Annotated in this window: 13 protein-coding genes; 2 read left to right on the top strand and 11 right to left on the bottom strand. The window is 59.9% G+C overall.

Going from position 1 to position 19192, the window contains the following annotated elements:
* Window positions 1-57 precede the first annotated feature (57 nt).
* The gene (locus tag ACR0DJ_RS11560) at window positions 58-1362 is read right to left on the bottom strand and encodes a UDP-glucose dehydrogenase family protein (RefSeq protein ID WP_170345202.1); all 1305 of its coding nucleotides are present in this window, start codon (window positions 1360-1362) and stop codon (window positions 58-60) included.
* A gap of 383 nt (window positions 1363-1745) precedes the next feature.
* Window positions 1746-2633, bottom strand: a complete 888-nt coding sequence (locus ACR0DJ_RS11555) for a LysR substrate-binding domain-containing protein (RefSeq protein ID WP_480685026.1) — start codon at window positions 2631-2633, stop codon at window positions 1746-1748.
* Between the two features lie 229 nt (window positions 2634-2862).
* On the opposite strand from ACR0DJ_RS11555, the gene ACR0DJ_RS11550 reads away from it, so the two are divergent.
* Window positions 2863-4218, top strand: a complete 1356-nt coding sequence (locus tag ACR0DJ_RS11550) for an MmgE/PrpD family protein (protein ID WP_480685024.1) — start codon at window positions 2863-2865, stop codon at window positions 4216-4218.
* Window positions 4219-4409: 191 nt separating this feature from the next.
* On the opposite strand, the gene ACR0DJ_RS11545 is transcribed toward ACR0DJ_RS11550, so the two are convergent.
* The 8 genes from ACR0DJ_RS11545 to xdhA form a co-directional block, all read right to left on the bottom strand.
* On the bottom strand, window positions 4410-5147 hold the full coding sequence (locus ACR0DJ_RS11545) for a maleate cis-trans isomerase family protein (protein ID WP_480685023.1): 738 nt from the start codon (window positions 5145-5147) through the stop codon (window positions 4410-4412).
* Window positions 5144-6211, bottom strand: a complete 1068-nt coding sequence (locus tag ACR0DJ_RS11540; RefSeq protein ID WP_480685022.1) for a pyridoxal phosphate-dependent aminotransferase — start codon at window positions 6209-6211, stop codon at window positions 5144-5146. The genes ACR0DJ_RS11545 and ACR0DJ_RS11540 overlap by 4 nt, the downstream gene beginning before the upstream one ends.
* A complete protein-coding gene (locus ACR0DJ_RS11535) occupies window positions 6208-7860 on the bottom strand; it encodes a hydantoinase B/oxoprolinase family protein (RefSeq protein ID WP_480685021.1) in 1653 nt (550 codons plus the stop codon). The genes ACR0DJ_RS11540 and ACR0DJ_RS11535 overlap by 4 nt, the downstream gene beginning before the upstream one ends.
* Complete coding sequence (locus tag ACR0DJ_RS11530) at window positions 7860-9956, bottom strand: hydantoinase/oxoprolinase family protein (protein WP_480685020.1); 2097 nt, start codon at window positions 9954-9956, stop codon at window positions 7860-7862. The genes ACR0DJ_RS11535 and ACR0DJ_RS11530 overlap by 1 nt, the downstream gene beginning before the upstream one ends.
* Window positions 9957-10483: 527 nt before the next feature.
* Window positions 10484-12085 carry a xanthine/uracil/vitamin C permease gene (locus tag ACR0DJ_RS11525; protein ID WP_170345209.1) on the bottom strand — a complete coding sequence of 534 codons (1602 nt, stop codon included), beginning with the start codon at window positions 12083-12085 and terminating at the stop codon, window positions 10484-10486.
* Between the two features lie 43 nt (window positions 12086-12128).
* Window positions 12129-13010 (bottom strand): xanthine dehydrogenase accessory protein XdhC, encoded by an 882-nt coding sequence (gene xdhC, locus ACR0DJ_RS11520; protein ID WP_480685019.1) that lies wholly within the window; start codon window positions 13008-13010, stop codon window positions 12129-12131.
* A gap of 3 nt (window positions 13011-13013) precedes the next feature.
* Window positions 13014-15332: a xanthine dehydrogenase molybdopterin binding subunit gene (xdhB, locus tag ACR0DJ_RS11515; protein ID WP_480685018.1), complete on the bottom strand. Its 2319-nt coding sequence runs from the start codon at window positions 15330-15332 to the stop codon at window positions 13014-13016.
* 15 nt (window positions 15333-15347) lie between these two features.
* Window positions 15348-16811: a xanthine dehydrogenase small subunit gene (gene xdhA, locus ACR0DJ_RS11510; RefSeq protein WP_480685017.1), complete on the bottom strand. Its 1464-nt coding sequence runs from the start codon at window positions 16809-16811 to the stop codon at window positions 15348-15350.
* A 153-nt stretch (window positions 16812-16964) separates the two neighbouring features.
* On the opposite strand from xdhA, the gene ACR0DJ_RS11505 reads away from it, so the two are divergent.
* Entirely contained in the window at window positions 16965-17867 is a 903-nt protein-coding gene (locus tag ACR0DJ_RS11505) for a LysR family transcriptional regulator (RefSeq protein WP_480685016.1), read from the top strand.
* A gap of 54 nt (window positions 17868-17921) precedes the next feature.
* Here the strand turns inward: ACR0DJ_RS11505 and ACR0DJ_RS11500 are convergent, their stop codons facing one another.
* Window positions 17922-19154, bottom strand: coding sequence for a urate hydroxylase PuuD (locus ACR0DJ_RS11500; RefSeq protein WP_480685015.1), 1233 nt, complete (start codon window positions 19152-19154; stop codon window positions 17922-17924).
* Between the last annotated feature and the right edge of the window lie 38 nt (window positions 19155-19192).

Genomic DNA, 19192 nt, shown 5'->3' with positions numbered 1-19192 from the left:
CACTGCCGGACCCAAGCGGGTCCGGTGGGCGCGTCTGATCCAACAGGTGGTGTGCGTTCAGCGTCCAACACCGACATAGGTTTCAAAGCCGGATTTCAGCGCCTGTGACTTTGAATAGATATTGCGCAGATCCACCATTCGGGCAGAGTTCATGGAACCGGCCAGCTCGGTCAGGTTCAATGCGCGGAACTCGTTCCACTCTGTCAGCAACACCACAACGTCAGCCCCTTGAACCGCTGCATAGGGGTCGTCGCACCATTCGACTCCGGGCAACAGTGCATCGCCTTCCGCTTTGCCCTGCGGATCGACGACGCGCACTTTGGCTCCTCCGCCGATCAAGGCGGGAATGATGGACAGTGATGGCGCGTCGCGCATGTCGTCGGTGTTGGGTTTGAAGGTGACACCCAGAACCGCCACCGTCTTGCCATTGAGGCGGTCGTCGCAGGCGTCGCGGATTTTCTCGATCATCCGCTTCTTGACCTCGTCATTCACCCGAATGACGGTTTCCGTGATCTGCATCGGATAGGCATGATCCTGCCCGATCCGCGCCAGCGCGGCGGTATCCTTGGGAAAACAAGAGCCACCATAGCCCGGCCCCGCGTGCAGGAATTTGTTGCCAATTCGCCCGTCCAGACCGATGCCGCGTGAAACTTCCTTGACATCCGCGCCGACCTTTTCACACAGGCCTGCGATTTCATTGATGAAGGTGATCTTGGTCGCCAGAAACGCGTTGGCGGCGTATTTGATCATCTCGGCGCTTTCCAGATCGGTGGTCAGGATCGGGAAGTCACGCAGATAAAGCGGTCGGTAAATCTCGGCCATCACTTCGGCGGCGCGATCGTTTTCCACACCCACCACGACGCGATCGGGGCGCATGAAGTCATCGATCGCAGCGCCTTCGCGCAGAAATTCAGGGTTCGAGGCGACGTCGAATTCGGCTGTGGGGTTGGCTGCCGCAACGACCTCCTGAACTTTTCTGTTTGTTCCCACCGGCACGGTCGATTTGGTGACGATGACCGTGTATCCGGTTATGGCCTGGGCGATTTCCTCTGCCGCCGCCATCACATAGGTCAAATCCGCGTGGCCGTCCCCTCGCCGGGTCGGGGTTCCGACCGCGATGAAAACCGCATCGGCACCATCAACTGCCGTCTTCAGATCGGTTGAAAAACTCAGACGACCGGCAGCAACGTTTTTTGCCATCAGCACATCCAGGCCCGGTTCATAGATCGGCACGTCCCCGGCCTTGAGCATGTCGATCTTTTGCTCAGCCTTGTCGACGCAAATCACGTCATGACCGAAGTCCGAAAAGCACACACCGGACACCAAGCCGACATAACCGGTGCCGATCATTGCAATACGCATCCAAAAATCCTTCTTACCAATTACCACGGACGGCGTGGGCACAATCAAAGAAACTGACGCCGGTTTCAATGGCTGCCAGCATTTGCGTGATGCATCCCATAGATTCTTGCGGATTTTGAGGCAATAAGAACGCAGACGGTGTTAAGCCCTTCGAAATCGTGATCATGTCCGCTTTGTTCAGTAGAACCGAGGACCACGAAGAACCGGTTGGTGTCGAAATTCGATTGAACAGAGGGTGCCGTTGATGGCTGGAACAGCCCCTGCCGCTGCTTTCGTTTTTTAGTACTGAGGAGGCGCGGGATGATCGCGTGTTCTCGCCACCGACATGCTGGCGTAAGGGATAAAAGGGGCTGCGTGACATGGCCCGGCAAATCACCGGTCGATCAGCCGTCCATTTCAGCGGCGGCTTGCAACAGCCAGTTCTGAAACAGCCGGACCGGTGGCGAAACGGGTTTTTCCTTGAGGCGCATGAAATAGGTCCAGGGGCAGTTTAGATCAAACCGGAACGGCTCGATCAGCAGCCCCCGCTCGACATAGGACCGGGCCAGCGACCGGGGTAGGGCGACGCATCCCAGTGACTTGGCTGCCATTTCCATCGCCAGATTCGAGGCATTCGTCCGCAACCCGCCCTTCTGGCTCAGGTCGGACAACCCGAAATGCCGCGCCGCGTGCTCCCAATAGGAGGGGCGGCCCAGGATATGGATCAGCGGTGCATTCTGCAATTGCTTGGGGTCGGTCAGCGGCGCGCCTTCGACCAGAAAACCGGGCGCACAGACCAAGGCCAGCTTTTCGACCCACAAACGTTGGGCGTCTGGCGAAACATCGTCGACATGGTTGATCGTCAGCGAGATATCCGAAACATTTGGTTCGACATCAGCCCAGACAGTGCCATGAACCGTCAGATCTATGTCGGGATGCACCGCGTTGAAACCACGGATCACATCCGGCAACCAGTTCTCGGCCAGACTGACCGGGCAGGATACCACCACCTTGCGGGTATGCGACCGCACGATGACCGATTGGGTGGCGGCGTTGATTTCCTGTAGGGCATGGCGCACTGACGGCAGATAGGCTTCTCCTACATCTGTCAGCGACAGGGACCGGGGATGGCGCACGAACAGGGGGCGCTGCAAAAACTCTTCCAACGAGCGGACATGGTTGCTGACGGCAGATTGGGTGCAGTTCAACTCTTCGGCCGCAGCGGTGAAGCTCAGGTGCCGAGCCGCCGCTTCGAACGAACGCAGAAAGGTCAGGTGTGGAAGATTCATCATGACGGAGGTTTCTCAGGCAGGGCACATCGTAAAGAACTAAAAAGCCCAGGGCTTGCTGTCTTGCCCATGAGCGACTCACAAGAATGGTTCTGACTCGAAATGTGATCTGGTCATAGTCACAAATAATCCGGGGCCAATGCCCCATGATTGTTTTCGTGCCGCTTTGCGCAAACTCACATAGGCTTTTTCCTGTAACCGGAACCCGAAAGAAAAACCTCGACTGGACACCGTGACAGATACCTTTCAGACCGTTGCAGATTTTGCGTTGAAGCGTGCCGCGCAGGATTTTCCCGACACCGCGCGCAAGGCAGCGGCGTTGATGCTGCTGGATACGCTGGGGATCACCATAGGATCGGGGCCGATGCAGGCCGGGCGGATTGCGCGCGAGAGTGCGGCAGCGCTGTTTGGCGCGGGTGACCCGGGGCTGAGCGCGCGCATGCTTTTCGACGGCCGTCGCGTCAGCGTCGCGGGCGCGGCCTATGCAGCAGCCACACAGACCGACAATCTGGACGGCCATGATGGATACAATCCAACCAAAGGCCACATCGGGGTTGTTGTCGTTCCCGCACTGGCGGCACTGGCTGAAACCGTTCAAGACTTCTCGGGCCCCGAAGCGCTGGCGGCGGTGATCATCGGATACGAGGTCGCGGGACGCGCGGGAATTTCTTTGCATGACACTGTCAGCGATTATCACACATCCGGAGCTTGGAACGCGCTTGGCGTGGTGGCCGTGGCGGCGCGCTTGCGCGGTTTGACGGCCGAACAGATGCGGCAGGCCATGGGGATCGCCGAATATCACGGTCCACGCAGCCAGATGATGCGCGAGATCGCCAATCCCACCATGCTGCATGATGGTTCGGGCTGGGGCGCGTTGGTTGGCATTTCTTCAGCGGTTTTGGCCGAGAAAGGCTTTACCGGGGCGCCGGCCATCACCATCGAAGCGGCAGACGTGGCCCCGCATTGGCAAGATCTGGGCCATTTCTGGCAGATGGAACATCAATATGTGAAACCCTACCCGATTTGCCGCTGGGCTCATGCGGCGATTGACGCCACCCGGGCGCTGATGCGTGAAAACGACCTGACGCACCAGGAAATTGCGGCGATCCAGATAAACACGTTTCGGGAAAGCGCCTGCCTCTTTCAAGCCATGCCGGACGATACGTCCAAGGCGCAGTATTCGCTGCCATTTGCCGTCGCAACAATGGTTGCGCATGGCCGGATCGGGGTCGAGAACATCACCGGTGCGGGCCTGGCCGACCCGCTGGTCGCCTCGATCGTCGAGCGTATCTCGGTTGCAGAGGCCGCACGCCATTCCGACCGGTTCCCCAAAAGCCGGTTTGCCGATGTCAGCATCACCCTGACCGATGGGCGGATACTTGAGTCGGGCGACGTACACGCACGCGGCGGACCCGAGGCACCAATGGATGAGTCAGAAGTGATCGACAAATTCATGGAATTTGCGACGCCATCACTGGGTGCATCCCGTGCTGGCGCCATTCGTGATGCGGTTCTGGGGCTGGGCGCGCCAGGCTCGAAATTCTCAGACCTTGGCGCGTTGATCTACGCCCCCGCCGACCAGCCGTAAAACCTGCTGAAGATGCCGTTGAAACGCATTCCGACCAGCGCGTCGACACCCTTGATCCTGTTGGCGGCGATGACGCCGGTCTTGCTGCCCGCTGCACAGGTTGAATTGGAGCTGCGAACAAGTCTGGGTGATCCAAGACCCGTTCGAGGTGACCTTTCTTTTTTACATTGTCGCCTTGCGCCCTGATCCGGTCAGAGCAGGTCGAACAATCGCCCCGGCAGCGCGTCATGACGCGGCAGGTTCAGCGCCCGCATAAGGCAGAACATCATCGCTTGATTCGAGGTGACCACCGGCTTGCCCAACGTTGCTTCTATCCGGTCGATCGCCTCGACCGCGCGCATGTCGGTACAGCTGAGAACTATGGCCTGCGCCTGCGGGTGATCGGCCTGACAGGCCAGATCATAGACTTCATCCGGGGTCAGCTCGCCCTGACCGTAATTGCCCAGTTTGCGGCCCACATCGGCGCATCGAACGGTCTCGATTCCGTTCTGGGCCATGAAATCCATCGCCTGTACGTTTATTTCGCCCAGATAGGGCGAGGAAAAGCCGACCTTTGTGGCCTCCAGCGTTTTGATTGCGGCGATCAATGATCCGGCCGCGGTCAGCGACAGCGCACCGGATTCCGATTTGATCTGTTGCGCCAGCTCAGCGTCGAAAGACGGCCCATGGGTCAGGGTGGCCGAGGTGCAGCCGTACAGTACCACATCGGGCCGCACCCCCGAGATCATCCGCAGATCGTGGGAGATATCCGAAGCGCCCAAACCTGCCATTTGATCCGAGCCGGGAATTTCATCCACGTCATAACCGCCGATGCGCTGGAAATGGATGGTGGTGTTTGGCGGTCGCAGCATCTCCATATCCGGTTCCAGATTGGTGTTGGTGAAGGGCACCAGAACACCGATCTTTGCGGCTGTGCGGGTCTCGGTCATGTCAGCGTTCCTTTCAAGACGTCGCGGGCCTTGTCCATCACCTCGGGCGCACAGATCGTGGCGCGCAAACAGTCCGACAAACCATAGCCGCCCATGCCGCGCATCATCAGGCCCTCCGCCCGCAGGGCCGTGTCGGCGCGCTGTGCCTGCGCGGTCGAAGCAAAGCGGATCAGCACGAAATTGGTGTGGCTTTCCGGCACGCTCAGGCCCAGTTCGCGGCATTCCTGCGCAAACCGGTCCCGAATTTCGGCTGTCTGTGCGACCACGTTGCACATATGGGCCTGATCGCGCATCGCCGCCGCCGCCGCTGCCTGCGAGGCAATCGAGATATTGTTGGGATTCAAAAGCTTGCGGACCTCGCCCGAGATTTCGCTTGGGAAACAGCCCCAGCCGGCCCGCGCCCCAGCCAGCCCGTAGGCTTTGGAAAATGTACGCGTGATCACCGTGTCGCCCCGATCCACCAGCGCAAAGATTTGCGCGGGATCGTTCGTGGCATCGGCAAATTCCGCATAGGCCTGGTCCACTACCAGCAGTGTCTCGCCGGGCAGATCTGATCGGAAGCGGACAATTTCGTCGTTCGGGATCAGCGTGCCGGTGGGGTTGCCCGGATTGCAGACGAACACGATGCGGGTGGCAGGTGTGACAGCGGCCAGAAGCGCGTCGACCGATACGGTCAAATCGACCTCGGGCGCCATCACATATTCGGCCTGCGCCTGTGCTGTAGCCGAGGCAACAAAGGCATAGCCATATTGTGTGCCCAGCACCTGATCGCCCGGCCCGGCAAAGGCGCGGATCAAACAGCCAATCAGTTCCATAGAGCCTGCGCCACATAATATGCGCGCCGGGTCAAGCTTGTGCACCTCGGCAATGGCCGAGCGCATTTCGGACCATTCCGGATCGGGATAAAGGGCCAGATCCGCCAGTGCCGCCTGCCCAACCGCAACGGCGGCGGGGCTTGCGGGAAAGGCGCTTTCGTTCTGCGCCAGTGAAATCGTGCCTGCGCCGCTCGGATCAGCCAGCGCATAAGCGCCCATGGCGTGAACGTAAGGAACCGGTCGGATCATGCGTCACCTCTGTAAATCCTGGCGCCTTGCGCACTTACCAACTCGCGTTTGATGTCCAGCGCCAGCGCATCCGGGTCGCGTTCGGTGGGGTCGCCAAAGCCGCCACCACCCGGCGTATCGACGATCAGGTAATCACCTGGTTCAACCCGCAATTCGCCCTTGCCCGGAATATCGCTTGCACCGTCCCTGAACCGGATGCGACCGGGCGCGCCGGGTTTGCCGCCCATACGGCCAAGCGCCGGGTATTTCAGCCGTTCGACCGACAGGAAAACGATAAAGGGTGCACCGTTGGACGAGGTCATCTCGATCCTTTGCCCCAGACCGCCGCGATACTTGCCCGCGCCGCCGGAATCGGGGCGCAGTTCGCGCCGCCAGATCGTCACAGGTGCGACGCTTTCGGTGATTTCGACCTGACTGCCGAACACGCCGGACGGGTAGGCCGTGGCCGACAGGCCGTCGGCATGAGGTCGCGCGCCGGTTCCGCCATTGTGCACGGGTTCCACAGCGAATTCGCGACCGCCATCACGAGCCACTTCGGGAGCATGGCGCATGGGCAGGTCGAACATGCAGCTTGCGCCTTCGGCCGGGACCGCATCCGGCAGGGCCTGATGCAGACAGCCCAGAACCAGATCGGGCGTGACCTGACCCAGCGTGTGCCGCATCGCAACTGGCACCGGGCGCTGCGCATTCAGGATGCAGCCTTTGGGCCCGTCAACGGTAAATGGCTCCAGTGATCCGGCATTGTTGGGAATGTCCGCGCCGACAATGCAGCGCAAAGCAAACACCGTGTAGGCGGTGGCATAGTTCAGCGGCACGTTGATGCCCTTGCGTGAACAGCCCGAGGTGCCCGAGAAATCCACATGCATGCCATCCTTCCTGACGGTCAGGGTGGAGTGCAATTCCAGCTCATTCTCATAGCCGTCCATCTTCAGAACATTCTTGTAGACACCTTCGGGCACGTCGGCGATGGCCTCCAGTGTACCGCGGCGCGACGTGTCGATGATGTAGGCGCCGAGCGTGTCCAGATCGTCGAGGCCAAATTCCTCCATCATCGACAGCAGTCTTGCAACCCCGGCTTCGCAGCAGGCGATCAGCGCATAGATGTCGCCATCATTGGCGATGGGTTCGCGGCTGTTGGCGCGGATGATGTCCAGCAGCAAAGCGTTGGGAGTGCCCTCTTCAACCAGCTTGCAGGGCGGGATCAGCAGGCCCTCGTCATAAATGTCGGATCCTTCGGGACCCATGCCCAACCCACCCAGATCAACGAGATGCGAGGTGCAGGAGGTGAAGCCCACCACCTTGCCATCCTTGAACGCGGGCATCATCAGCAGAAAATCGTTCAGGTGCCCCGAGGCAAGCCATGGGTCGTTCGTCATGTAGATGTCGCCCGGCTTCATGGTCTGAACCGGGAAAGCCCGGCGCAGGTGCTGCACCGCCTCGGCCATGGTGTTGATGTGCCCCGGCGTGCCGGTCACGGCCTGCGCCAGCATCCGGCCATCGGCATCAAAAATCCCGGCAGAGATGTCACCACATTCGCGGACAATCGGACTGAAGGCGGCGCGGATCAGGGTTTGGCCCTGTTCTTCGACCACGGCCAGCAGACGATTCCACATCACTTGCATTCGGGCGGGCGAAAGATCGGACGACATCATGCGCCTCCTTTCTGATCCTGAACGAGGACGAGGTTTCCAAGGGCATCCACATGCGCCGAGAAGTCGGCGGACACGAGTGTGGTTGTCTGCGGCTCGGTGATCAATGCGGGGCCGTGAAGGTGGTCGCCGGGCTTCAGATCCGACCGGGCAACGAAGGCCGCTTGCTTTGATACTCCGTCCACGTCACACGTGATCGGACGGGTTTCCGGCACCGAGATTGTCTTCAACCGGGGCGTTTCAGGAACCGCCGGCACGAAGCTGTCACAGGTCGCGACACGCACCGCCCAGTTGAGAATCTCGATCTGCATTCCCGGCACCGGGCGCGAGAATTGCTTGCGGTATTCCTGTTCGAATGCAGCGGTCAGCGGCACGATATCTTCGGCGGTCAGGGGGCGGTCAGGAAGGGAGATCTCGATCTCGTGTCCCTGTCCGAGGTAGCGCATGAAGGCAGTGCGCAGCGTCTGGGTCGGGACATCGCCGGCCCCTTGCAAGACGACCTCTCTTGCCTCGGAAATCATGGCTTCGAACAGCGTGTTGATCCCGTTCAGCTCCATGCTGCCCAGCAACGAATAGCGCGAGCGGACGATCTCGAAAGACACCGGAGCGAACAGGAAACCGACAGCCGAGCCGACGCCGGGATCGGGTGGGATCACGATGCGGCTGACCCCAGAGGATCGCGCCACCCGGCTGGCGTGCAATGGCCCGTTGCCCCCAAACGCAATCATTGTTCGTGGGCCAAGGTCCTTGCCGGATTCCACCGCGTGCATCCGACCCGCGCTGGCCATGCTTTCGCCGACGATACGGCTGACGCCATCGGCGGCGCCTACGGCATCAAGCTCCAGCTTCGACCCGATCAACCGGCTCAGCGCCCGTTTCGAAGCTTCGGGATCAAGCTGAATATGCCCCTCGGCAAACGTGTCCGGTACGATATAGCCCAGTGTAATATCACTGTCTGTCACCGTGGGTCCGGTTCCACCGCGCATGAAGGCGACGGGGCCGGGCTCGGATCCCGCTGATTGTGGCCCTACGGTCAGCCGTCCCAACCGATCAACCCCGGCAATCGAACCGCCTCCGGCGCCGATCTCGATCATTTCGATGACCGGTATACGTACCGGCATTCCGGACCCTTTGATGAACCGGGCGGCGCGGGCAATCTCGAACTGGCGTGAGGTCTGCGGATGGGCGTTGTCGATCAGGCACAGCTTGGCGGTGGTGCCGCCGACGTCAAAGGACAGTACCTGATCCAGACCGGCGCGGGCGGCGACGCGGGCGGCCAGAATGGCACCGCCGGCAGGGCCGGATTCCACCAGCCGGATCGGAAACCGCGCGGCGGTGTGCAGGGTGCACATTCCGCCACCTGCCGTCATCATCAGGATCGGACAGGTGACGCCCCGGGCCTCGAATTGTTCGACAAACCGGGCCAGATACGTCTCCATCAGAGGCTGGATATAGGCGTTGGCGACTGTCGTGCAGAGCCGGTCGAATTCGCGCGCCTCGGGGCTGACGTCCGACGAAATCGAGACGGCCAGATCGGGGCGCCTGTCCGCCAGTCTATCGCGCAGCCTGCGTTCGTGCGCGGGGTTTGCATAAGCATGCATCAGGCAGATGGCGATGGCTTCCGCTCCGCTGGCTTCGATGTCCTTCAACAACGCGTCGATGGCTGTGTCTTCCAGCGGAATCAATACCTTGCCATCAACCGAAACGCGTTCACGGACCGTCAGCGCGCGCTCACGCGGCACCAGCAGATCAGGTTTTTCCAGATTGATGTCGTATTGCGAGTAGCGCCGCTCGTAGGCGATTTCCAGAATGTCCCTGAACCCTTCGGTGGTCACGGTTGCCACGACCGCACCGCGTTTTTCGATCAGCGCGTTGGTGGCCAGCGTGGTGCCGTGAATGAAACCGGTGACTTCGCTCAGATGGTGACCTGTCTGCTGCATTACGCGCGCTGCGCCCTGCATGGCGCCGTCGGCGGGGTTGTGATGCGTGGTCAGGGTTTTGGTCGAGGCAAGAATCGTCTCTTCCCCAGAGACAAGAACCGTATCCGTGAACGTGCCGCCAATATCGATGGCCAGGCGCAGCGCTTGAGTTGTCATGAGGTTATCCGAATATCCGTAGTCACAGCGTAAAGCACATGGGCCAGGGGCCCTGAGATCAGGCTGGGATCACAAGGTCACAGCCGGTGGCACGGCGGTCCATAGGATTTGGAAAACAACTCTTCATAAGCAGGTATTCTTGTTCACACCAGCATGCCGCAACAAGCCAGAAAGCGACAAAAATGCCTGCAAACGACAAAATACGTAACGCCTGATTGGTTGACGGCCGATTGCGGGGCTTGCGGGTGAGGGTCTTGACCGCTCGCACATCACCTGTGGTCGTCTATTTAGTGTAACCCCAGCCGATGCTGCGACCGTATTCGTGATGGAGGATGCCCAGGCGGCGCAGCCGCGGGGTTCGCAAGGGTGATCCGCTGCAAGACCCTTGCGAACCACATGCCGTCACCGGGAGATAGGCGAGAGAAAGATCAGCAAGCGGTCGCAGAGCAAACTTTGCCTCTTGAACGACCACGACTGAACGGGAAGGGAAGGTTTTCGGGGCAGCCATGCGACTGCCCCGCTGTCGATCAGGCCTGTTGGGCGGGTGAATCGTCATCGATGAGATCGGGTTCGTCCGGTACGATGATACGATGTTCGAGATCCTCTTTCGGGGCGAACATCGGGTAGACATAGAGGAACGCGCCGATGATCAGATAGCCGATGGTTATCCCGTCGAACTGAGGCATCTGTAGCGTGTAGGAATGGATGATGCCGATCGAAGACATCAGCCCACCTGCGACAGCAAACGCGCCGGCCATCCGGAAACGTCCGTCAATAACATCGGCCACGATGGCGCCCCAGACCAGTCCGGTGATGATCGCCCCCTGGCTCAGGGCAAGGTGCCCCTCGTAATGGGCCCCCTCCATGAGAAGGGCCGAGGTCAGATTGGGATCTCCCAAGGATGGCAGCCCTTCGACACCGCTGCTGCGCAGCGCGTTCATCAAAGATCCCCATTTGACCATCAGGAAGGCCGAGATATGGGGCAGGATCGCGAAGGATACCGCAGCCATGTGCATCGGCTTCACAGCCCATGCCGTGTTGGTGATCAGGCTGACCGAGACAAAGACCAGTACCGGTGCGGCTGCGGCGATCGGGATCAGGCCAGCAAGGAATGACAGGAACCCAAGGAAGGCGGCGGCAGCAATTACAACGGCCACACCGACAATATACCCCGCATGCGCATCAAGCCGTTTATAGGCCGGATGGCCGATGTACACGGTTGTCGGGAATGGCGAACCAAAAAGTGCGCCCAGCATCGTGCCCGCGCCGTCCGTGACCTGGCACAGCCCAACCGGGTAGTGATCCCCCGCGGCCTCGGCCGATTCCACGTTGTTCATGGTTTCGATGAAGTTGTAGATCTGCACGGGGATCAGCACCAGGAACAGCTCGGGGTTGGCAAAAAGGTACTGCACGCCGGCAATAAGGTCCCCGATGTAAGGGATTGGCGGATAGAACCCGATGCCGCTGACATCAATCCTTGACTCACCAAGGATGATGGCAATCACCGTACCAGCGGCAATTGCAACCAGACCGGCCGGAACGTTGCCGGGAAGACGGAAGCGCCCGATCAGGCCCCAAAGGATAAACAGCAGCGACGTAAAGCCGATGACGGGGTTCTCGAACACTTCGGCCAGAGGGACGGAGCCGATGAAAACCAGAGCGATCCCGCAAAGCGTGCCCAGCATTCCTGCGCGGGGCGTGATCTTCTTGAGGTATGGCCCCACGATTGCGCCCAACGCCGCAACAATGCCGCCCATGAATCCGGCTCCGATTCCGACTTGCCAAGCCAGCATCGGGTCGTTGGTCGCCCAATAGATGGGACCGATCACACCGAACAGGTAGACGAACATAACCGGGGTCGAGATGCCGTAGGGCAACGCTGTAACGTCTTTGCCCTGAGCGTTCGCCGCCCATTTGGCGAGGTATGTGTAGACAGCGACACCGGCCAAAATCGCAATGGCGGCACCGGGTACGATGCGGCCAAAGACGATTTCCGCTGGCATTTGGAACACGAACTGGCAGACCCCGGACAGGATCAGCAGGTTTACAAGGTTGTCCGTGAACAGCGCCCAGAAAGCGCTGAAGTCGCTGCGGGTAAACAGCTTGTATTCATAGGTCCTCCCGTCCATGACGGTCTCCTCCTCTGATGTGACCGGGCTGGCCCGACGGGTGTCAGGCCGATCTCCCTTTCCGGTCGTGATGGTGGCCCCCCCGCAGGGGCGCCTGGTTTGCCCCGGTCAAGGCGGTCGCGGCAGTTTCAGAGGTCAATTCAGCCATCACTTCGGCCGCCACGAAGGCGGCGATGACGCTGGGCCGCTTGTCGCGGCTACCGCTGGCCCCAATGGGGCATTTCAAGTGTTCGATAGACTGTCCGTCACAGTATTTGTGCGCCCAGTTTCTGAGTTTAACCCGCTTGGTAGCGGATCCGATCATCCCTACGTAAGCCGCGTCCTGACGTTCCAGCGCTGCGGATGTCAGCAGGAAGTCCAGCCCGTGATCATGGGTCAGAACGATAAAGGCGCTGCCTTCGGGTGCGCTCCAGATTTCGGCTTCGGGAATCGCGCTGACCCTTGTTTCGACATTTGCGGCGCAAAGCGCGATCTCTTCCGGCCGGGTGTCGACGAGGATGCAGCGCACCGGCAGATGCTGAAACAGATTGGCCAAGGCACGCCCCACGTGTCCCGCGCCCATGACATAGACATGAGGCAAAACGTCTTCGCGCTGGGCGGCGCGCTCTTTTGCTGCCCATTTGTCTGACGCACGCATGCGGGTCAGGTTCAGTTCGACCCTGCCGCCGCAGCATTGCCCGATTTCCGGGCCCAGAGGCACATCCATGTCCTGATGCAACGCTCCATCACGCAGCATGTCCCGCGCGGCGTTGATGGCGAGGAATTCCAACTGTCCACCGCCAATGGTTCCCCACAACGATCCGGGTGCCACGAACATCTCTGTTCCCTCATTGCGCGGCGAAGACCCGCGGACACGCGTCAACGCAACGCGGATCACGCAATGCTGCGCGGACAGAAATTCGTTCAGGGAACCCGGGGCAACCATGGCTCAGGGCCCGGCTTGCAGCCGCGCGACCGCCATCAGGACACGTTCGGGCGTGGCCGGGGCGTCGAGGCGCGGGCATTCCCGGTAATCCGCGACCGAGGCCACGGCCATCGACAGGGCCTCGAACACCGAAATTCCCAGCATGAACGGCGGCTCGCCAACAGCCTTGGAGCGTTTGATGGTCAGTTCCCGGTTTTCCGACCAATCGGCTAGGTTCACATTGAAGATGCGCGGGCGGTCTGACGCGAGTGGGATTTTGTATGTTGATGGGGCATGGGTACGCAGGCGGCCGGTATCGTCCCACCAAAGCTCTTCAGTGGTCAGCCATCCCATGCCCTGAATAAAGGCGCCTTCGACCTGACCTTTGTCCAACATTGGGTTCAACGAACGCCCGACGTCATGCAGAACATCCGTGCGATCCACGCGGTATTCACCGGTCAGTGTGTCAATCGTGACTTCTGAACAGGACGCGCCATAGGCGAAGTAATAGAACGGGCGGCCTTGCCCCTTGGCCCGGTCCCAGTGGATTTTTGGTGTCTTGTAGAACCCTGCCGCCGACAGCTGTACGCGCGCCAGATAGGCCTGTTTGATGAATGCATCGAAGGCCAGAACGTCTTGGCCGATATGAACCTGATTGGCGTGGAAGGTCACTTCCTCTGGCGAGACGCTCCAGGTCTCGGCTGCGAACTTCACCAGACGTTCCTTGATCTGATCGACCGCGTTCAAGGCCGCCATGCCATTCAGGTCGGTCCCGCTGGACGCAGCAGTGGCCGAGGTGTTGGGAACTTTTTCAGTCGTCGTCTTGGTGATCTTGATCCGGTTGAAATCGACCTGGAAGGCCTCGGCCACGACCTGAGCAACCTTGGTATTCAGGCCCTGGCCCATTTCAGTGCCACCGTGGTTCAGGTGGATCGACCCGTCATTGTAGACATGCACCAGCGCGCCGGCCTGATTGTACCAGGTCGCGGTGAAGGAAATGCCGAACTTGACCGGCGTCAGCGCAATGCCTTTTTTCAGGATCGGTGATGTCTTGTTGAACGCGATGATGTCCTGTCGGCGCTGGCGGTATTCCGAGGTCTCTTCCAGCTCTCCGACCAGCCGGTCGAGAATGCTGTCTTCGACTTCCTGGTGGTACGGGGTCACGTTGCGGTCCGTGGTGCCGTAGAAATTCGCCTTGCGCACATCCAACGGGTCCTGCCTCGTGGCATAGGCGATCTCTTCGATCATCCGTTCCGCCGCGATCACGCCCTGCGGGCCGCCGAACCCGCGAAACGCGGTATTCGACACGGTGTTGGTTTTCATCGGGTGGCTGTTCAGGCGCACATTCGGATAGAAATAGGCGTTGTCGGCGTGAAATAGCGCCCGGTCGGTGACTGGGCCCGACAGGTCTGCCGAAAAGCCACAGCGCGCGGCAAAGCTGCCTTCCACCGCCTGAATGCGGCCCTCGTCGTCAAATGCGACATCATAGTCGATCACGAAGTCATGGCGTTTGCCGGTTGCCGTCATGTCCTGATCCCGGTCGGGGCGGATTTTGACGGCGCGGTTCCACTTTTTGGCAGCCATGGCCGCGACTGCGCAGAACAGGTTCATCTGGCTTTCCTTGCCGCCAAACCCCCCACCCATGCGACGGACGTTGACCACGACGGCATTGGACGGCACCCCAAGGACATGCGCCACCATGTGCTGCGCCTCGGACGGGTGCTGGGTCGAGCAATGCACCACCACATCGTCGTCTTCGCCCGGAATCGCAAAGGCGATGTGACCTTCAAGGTACATGTGATCCTGACCGCCAACGCTCATGCGGCCTTTGATCCGGTTGGGCGCGGCCGCCTGCGCTGGGGCGACATCTCCGCGCTCCAGCTTGAGGGGCGCTGTGACATGCGGGTATCCTGCTTTCTGCGCGGCAATCGGATCCAGCGCATGGGGCAGGGTTTCGTAGTCGATCTTTGCCCGTTCCGCAGCGCGGCGCGCGATGTCGCGGGTTTCGGCGATCACGGCAAACAACGGCTGGCCGTGGAATTGAATGGCGTCGGTCGGGAAAACAGGTTCATCGTTCAGGTGGGTCGGGCTGATATCATTGGCGCCCGGCACGTCATCAGCGGTCAGCACGCCGACCACGCCGGGCATTGCCAGAACGTCGCTGAAATCGATACCCAGAAGCTTGGCGTGTGCGACGTCTGACACGCCGAGATACGCGTGCAGCGCGCCTTCCGGTAACGCAATGTCGTCGGTGTAGTCGGCCTGCCCGGTGACGTGCTTGACCGCGCTGTCGTGGTTTACGTTGGTATGGGCCGATCCAATGATGGAAACGTTGTCTTTCATGTTGTCGTCTCCTGATCAGGCACAAGCCAGTTGAACGGGGGTGTCGGTTTCGCGGTCGTTTTCAAGAAAGAACCGGCGCAGCAGGTTTTGGGCGGTCAGCATCCGATAGTCCGACGATGCGCGCCAATCTGTGAGAGGCGAGAAGTCTTCGGCCAGCGCTTCAGCGGCGGCTTCGAAACTTTCGCGTGCCCATGGCTGACCGTTAAGTGCCGCCTCGGCCGTCGATGCGCGCTTTGGCGTGGCGGCCATGCCGCCGAACGCGATGCGCACATTGCTGATGATCCCGTCTGTGACGCTCATGTGCAGCCCGGCGGCCACGGAAGAGATATCCTCGTCACGGCGCTTGGAAATCTTGTAGGCCGCGTCCAGATCATTGGGTCCGGGCAGGGGCACGCGGATGCTTTCGACGAATTCGTCTGGCCGGCGGTCCTGCTTGCCATAATCGATGAAGAAGTCAGCCAGAGGCAGCGTTCGGCTTTCGGAACCGCGCCGCAGAGTGATTTCCGCGCCAAGCGCAATAAGAACCGGTGGCGTGTCCCCGATGGGAGAGCCATTGGCGATATTCCCACCGACGGTTCCCATATTCCGCACCTGCCACCCTGCGATGCGATCCCAGTAGGAGGACAGGTGTGGCAGGTGTTCAGACAGGAGGTCCTGGCAATCGGTGTAGCTGGCGCCGGCACCGATCAGGAGGAGAGACCCCTGTCTTTCGACTGTTTTCAGGTCTTCGAGATGACCGGTGAAGATGGCGGGGCCAATGTCGCGCAGGAACTTGGTGACCCAAAGGCCAACATCGGTGGCCCCCGCCACGATCGTTGCGTTTGGATAAGCTTGCAGGCATTCGGCAAGATCATCGACGCTGGACGGGAGAATGCTCAGGTTGTTGTTGGGTCCGGACACCACGCGCCGCCCGTCCTTCAGGGCCGCCAGGCGCGCGGTCATGGTTTCGCGTTCGATGTTCAGATGATCAGATGCCGGGGTGCAGTAGCGGCTGACGGCAATGGCCGCTCGGATGATCGGCTCATACCCTGTGCAGCGGCACAGATTCCCCTGCAATGCGGTTTCAACCTGAACCTCGGTCGGTTCCGGAGTTTGCATCCAAAGCGCATAGAGGGCCATGACGAAGCCGGGTGTGCAGAACCCGCACTGGCTGCCATGGTGATCGACCATGGCTTGCTGAACCGGGTGCAGCCGGCCTTGAGGCCCGGACAAATGTTCAACCGTCACGACATGACAGCCGTCAACAGAGGCAAGAAACCGGATGCAGGCATTGACCGGAGCATAGCGCAGGCCCGTGCGCCCAAGCCGTCCGACAAGCACGGTGCACGCGCCGCAGTCGCCTTCGGCGCAGCCTTCCTTCGTTCCTGTCAGTCGACGTTCCAGGCGCAGGAAATCAAGAAGTGTCTGGCTTGCCGACACGTCTGGGACGGAGACATCCTTGCCATTGAGGACAAATTGGATGTGGGTGCGATGCGTCATGGAATTCTCCCTCTGCCCTGCCTTCCGGAGGGTGGTCAGTGGAACCATAGGTGTAAAGATTGAGTCAGAAAATCGCCGCAAACGGCAAATACTTTCAACAGATCGTTGAAAAAGTTGAGGCCATACCGCATTCTTTCGCTACCGGGAGGATCCATGTCTTACATCGAAAGTCTGCGTGTTTTTGTCCGAGTGATGGAGCTGGGCAGCATCACCTCTGGCGGGCGTGATCTTCGGCTGACCCCGGCGGTGGCCAGCAAACGGTTGAAAGAGCTTGAAAACCATCTGGGTGTACGGCTGTTCAACAGGACGACCCGGTCGATGACGCCAACCGAAGTGGGGACGGTCTTCTATGATGAAGCCAAGGCGGTCCTGCTGGCGCTTGATCACGCCGAAGCGCGTGTCGCCAGCTTTTCCGACGCGCCTCGGGGGGCGATCCGCATCACCGCGCCTTTGGGTGTCGGGCGCAGAATCGTTGCGCCGCTGGTGCCGGAGTTTTCTGATCGCTACCCGGAAACAGAGATTCGCATGCGTCTGTCCGATCGCAAGGTGGACATTCTGGCCGACGGTCTGGATATCGCCTTTTTCATTGGTGAACCCGGCGATTCAACAATGAAACTGCGGAAGTTCGCGGATTGTGATCGTGTTCTGTGCGCCTCACCTGATTACCTGTCGCAGTTTGGGACGCCCAAAACACCGGATGATTTGTTGCACATGCCCCATAACTGCCTGTTGCTGCGCTATCCAAGGTCTCCGGAATACTATTGGACTCTTCGCACTGACATGGGTCCGCGAAAGCTTGAAGTTCGCGGCAAATACGACGCGGATGATGGAGATGTACTGACCGACTGGGCCTTGGCCGGTCGTGGGATCGTCAACAAGCCGCGCTTTGACGTGCGGGAGTTTCTCGAGGATGGACGACTGGTCGAGGTCCTGCCCGAGACGCCCCCGTTGCCAACGATTTTCGGGTGTCTTTATCCGCACAAAAAGCTGCAAGACCCCAAGGTGCGCCTGTTTGTCGAACACGTCGCGCAGCACAGCAAACGCTTTTTCGCATAAAGAAAAACCGGGCATCACGACCCGGTTAACTATCTTCGTTTTGCGCGCAGGCGTCTATTGGTCTCTGACTTCACGCACCCACGCGATGATGGTTTGGCGTGCTTCTTCATCCATTTGCACTGCTGATGGTGGTGGCATAGCGTGGCTGATGCCGGCTTGCAGATAGATCTGGTCGACGTTGCGGGCGACATCGCCGGGTGTCTCAAGATAAACCTTTTTCGGGGCCCATTTCATGGTGCCGTACACCGGCTCGCGGGCGTGGCACATCGAGCAATTGCCCAGGACCGTGTCATAGGCGTCTTCGAAGCCCGCGGCTGAGGCATATTTCTGCTCGTATGGCGTCAGGTCGCGCGCTTCGGCGTCCTCCCATGTCTCGGTGTTTCTCACCGAAGACAACCAGGCGATCACGACCATTAGCAGAACCGTCACGCCCCATGTCCAGTGCGGGCCTTTCCCAGTTGCATGCATCGTGTTGAAGTAGTGGCGGATGGTGACACCGGTCAGAAAGATCAGGCTGGCGATGATCCAGGAATACTGGGTGCCGAAAGCAAGCGGATAATGGTTCGACAACATCAGGAACACGACCGGCAAAGTCAGATAGTTGTTATGCGTGGATCGTACCTTGGCGATCTTGCCGTATTTGGCATCGGGCGTCCGACCGGCCTTGAGGTCTTCTACCACGATCCGTTGGTTCGGCATGATCTGGAAGAACACGTTGGCCGTCATGATCGTCGCAGTGAAGGCGCCAAGATGCAAAAGCGCGGCACGACCGGTGAAGATCTGGTTGTAACCCCAGGACATGATCACGAGGATCACGAACAACAGCAGCATCAGAACGGTCGGGTGATCGCTCAGCTTCGATTTGCACATCTGGTCGTAGAGCAACCAACCAATGGTCAGCGATCCGCCGGAAATCAGAATCCCCTGCCACAGCGCCAGGTCCACTTTGGTCGGATCAAGCAGGAACAATTCGCCCCCGACCCAGTATATGATCATGAGCAACGCCGCGCCCGACAGCCAGGTCGTATAACTCTGCCATTTGTGCCAGGTCAGGTGCTCGGGCATGCGCGAGGGCGCAACCAGATACTTGACGGTGTGGTAGAAACCGCCTCCGTGTACTTCCCATTCTTCGCCGTAGGCCCCGTCCGGCAAGGCAGGGTTTGGCTTTAACATGAGATCCAGCGCGATAAAGTAGAATGACGCCCCAATCCACGCCATCGCGGTGATCACATGCAGCCAGCGGACGGAAAAGGCGATCCACTCCCACATTACGGCCAAGTCATACATGGCTTTGCTCCTAAGATTCTTTGCTTCCGGTTACTCTA

The organism is Ruegeria sp. BF10 (assembly GCF_056538725.1).
Note: the sequence above shows the minus strand (reverse complement) of the source record. Positions and strands in the feature narration are given on the sequence as shown.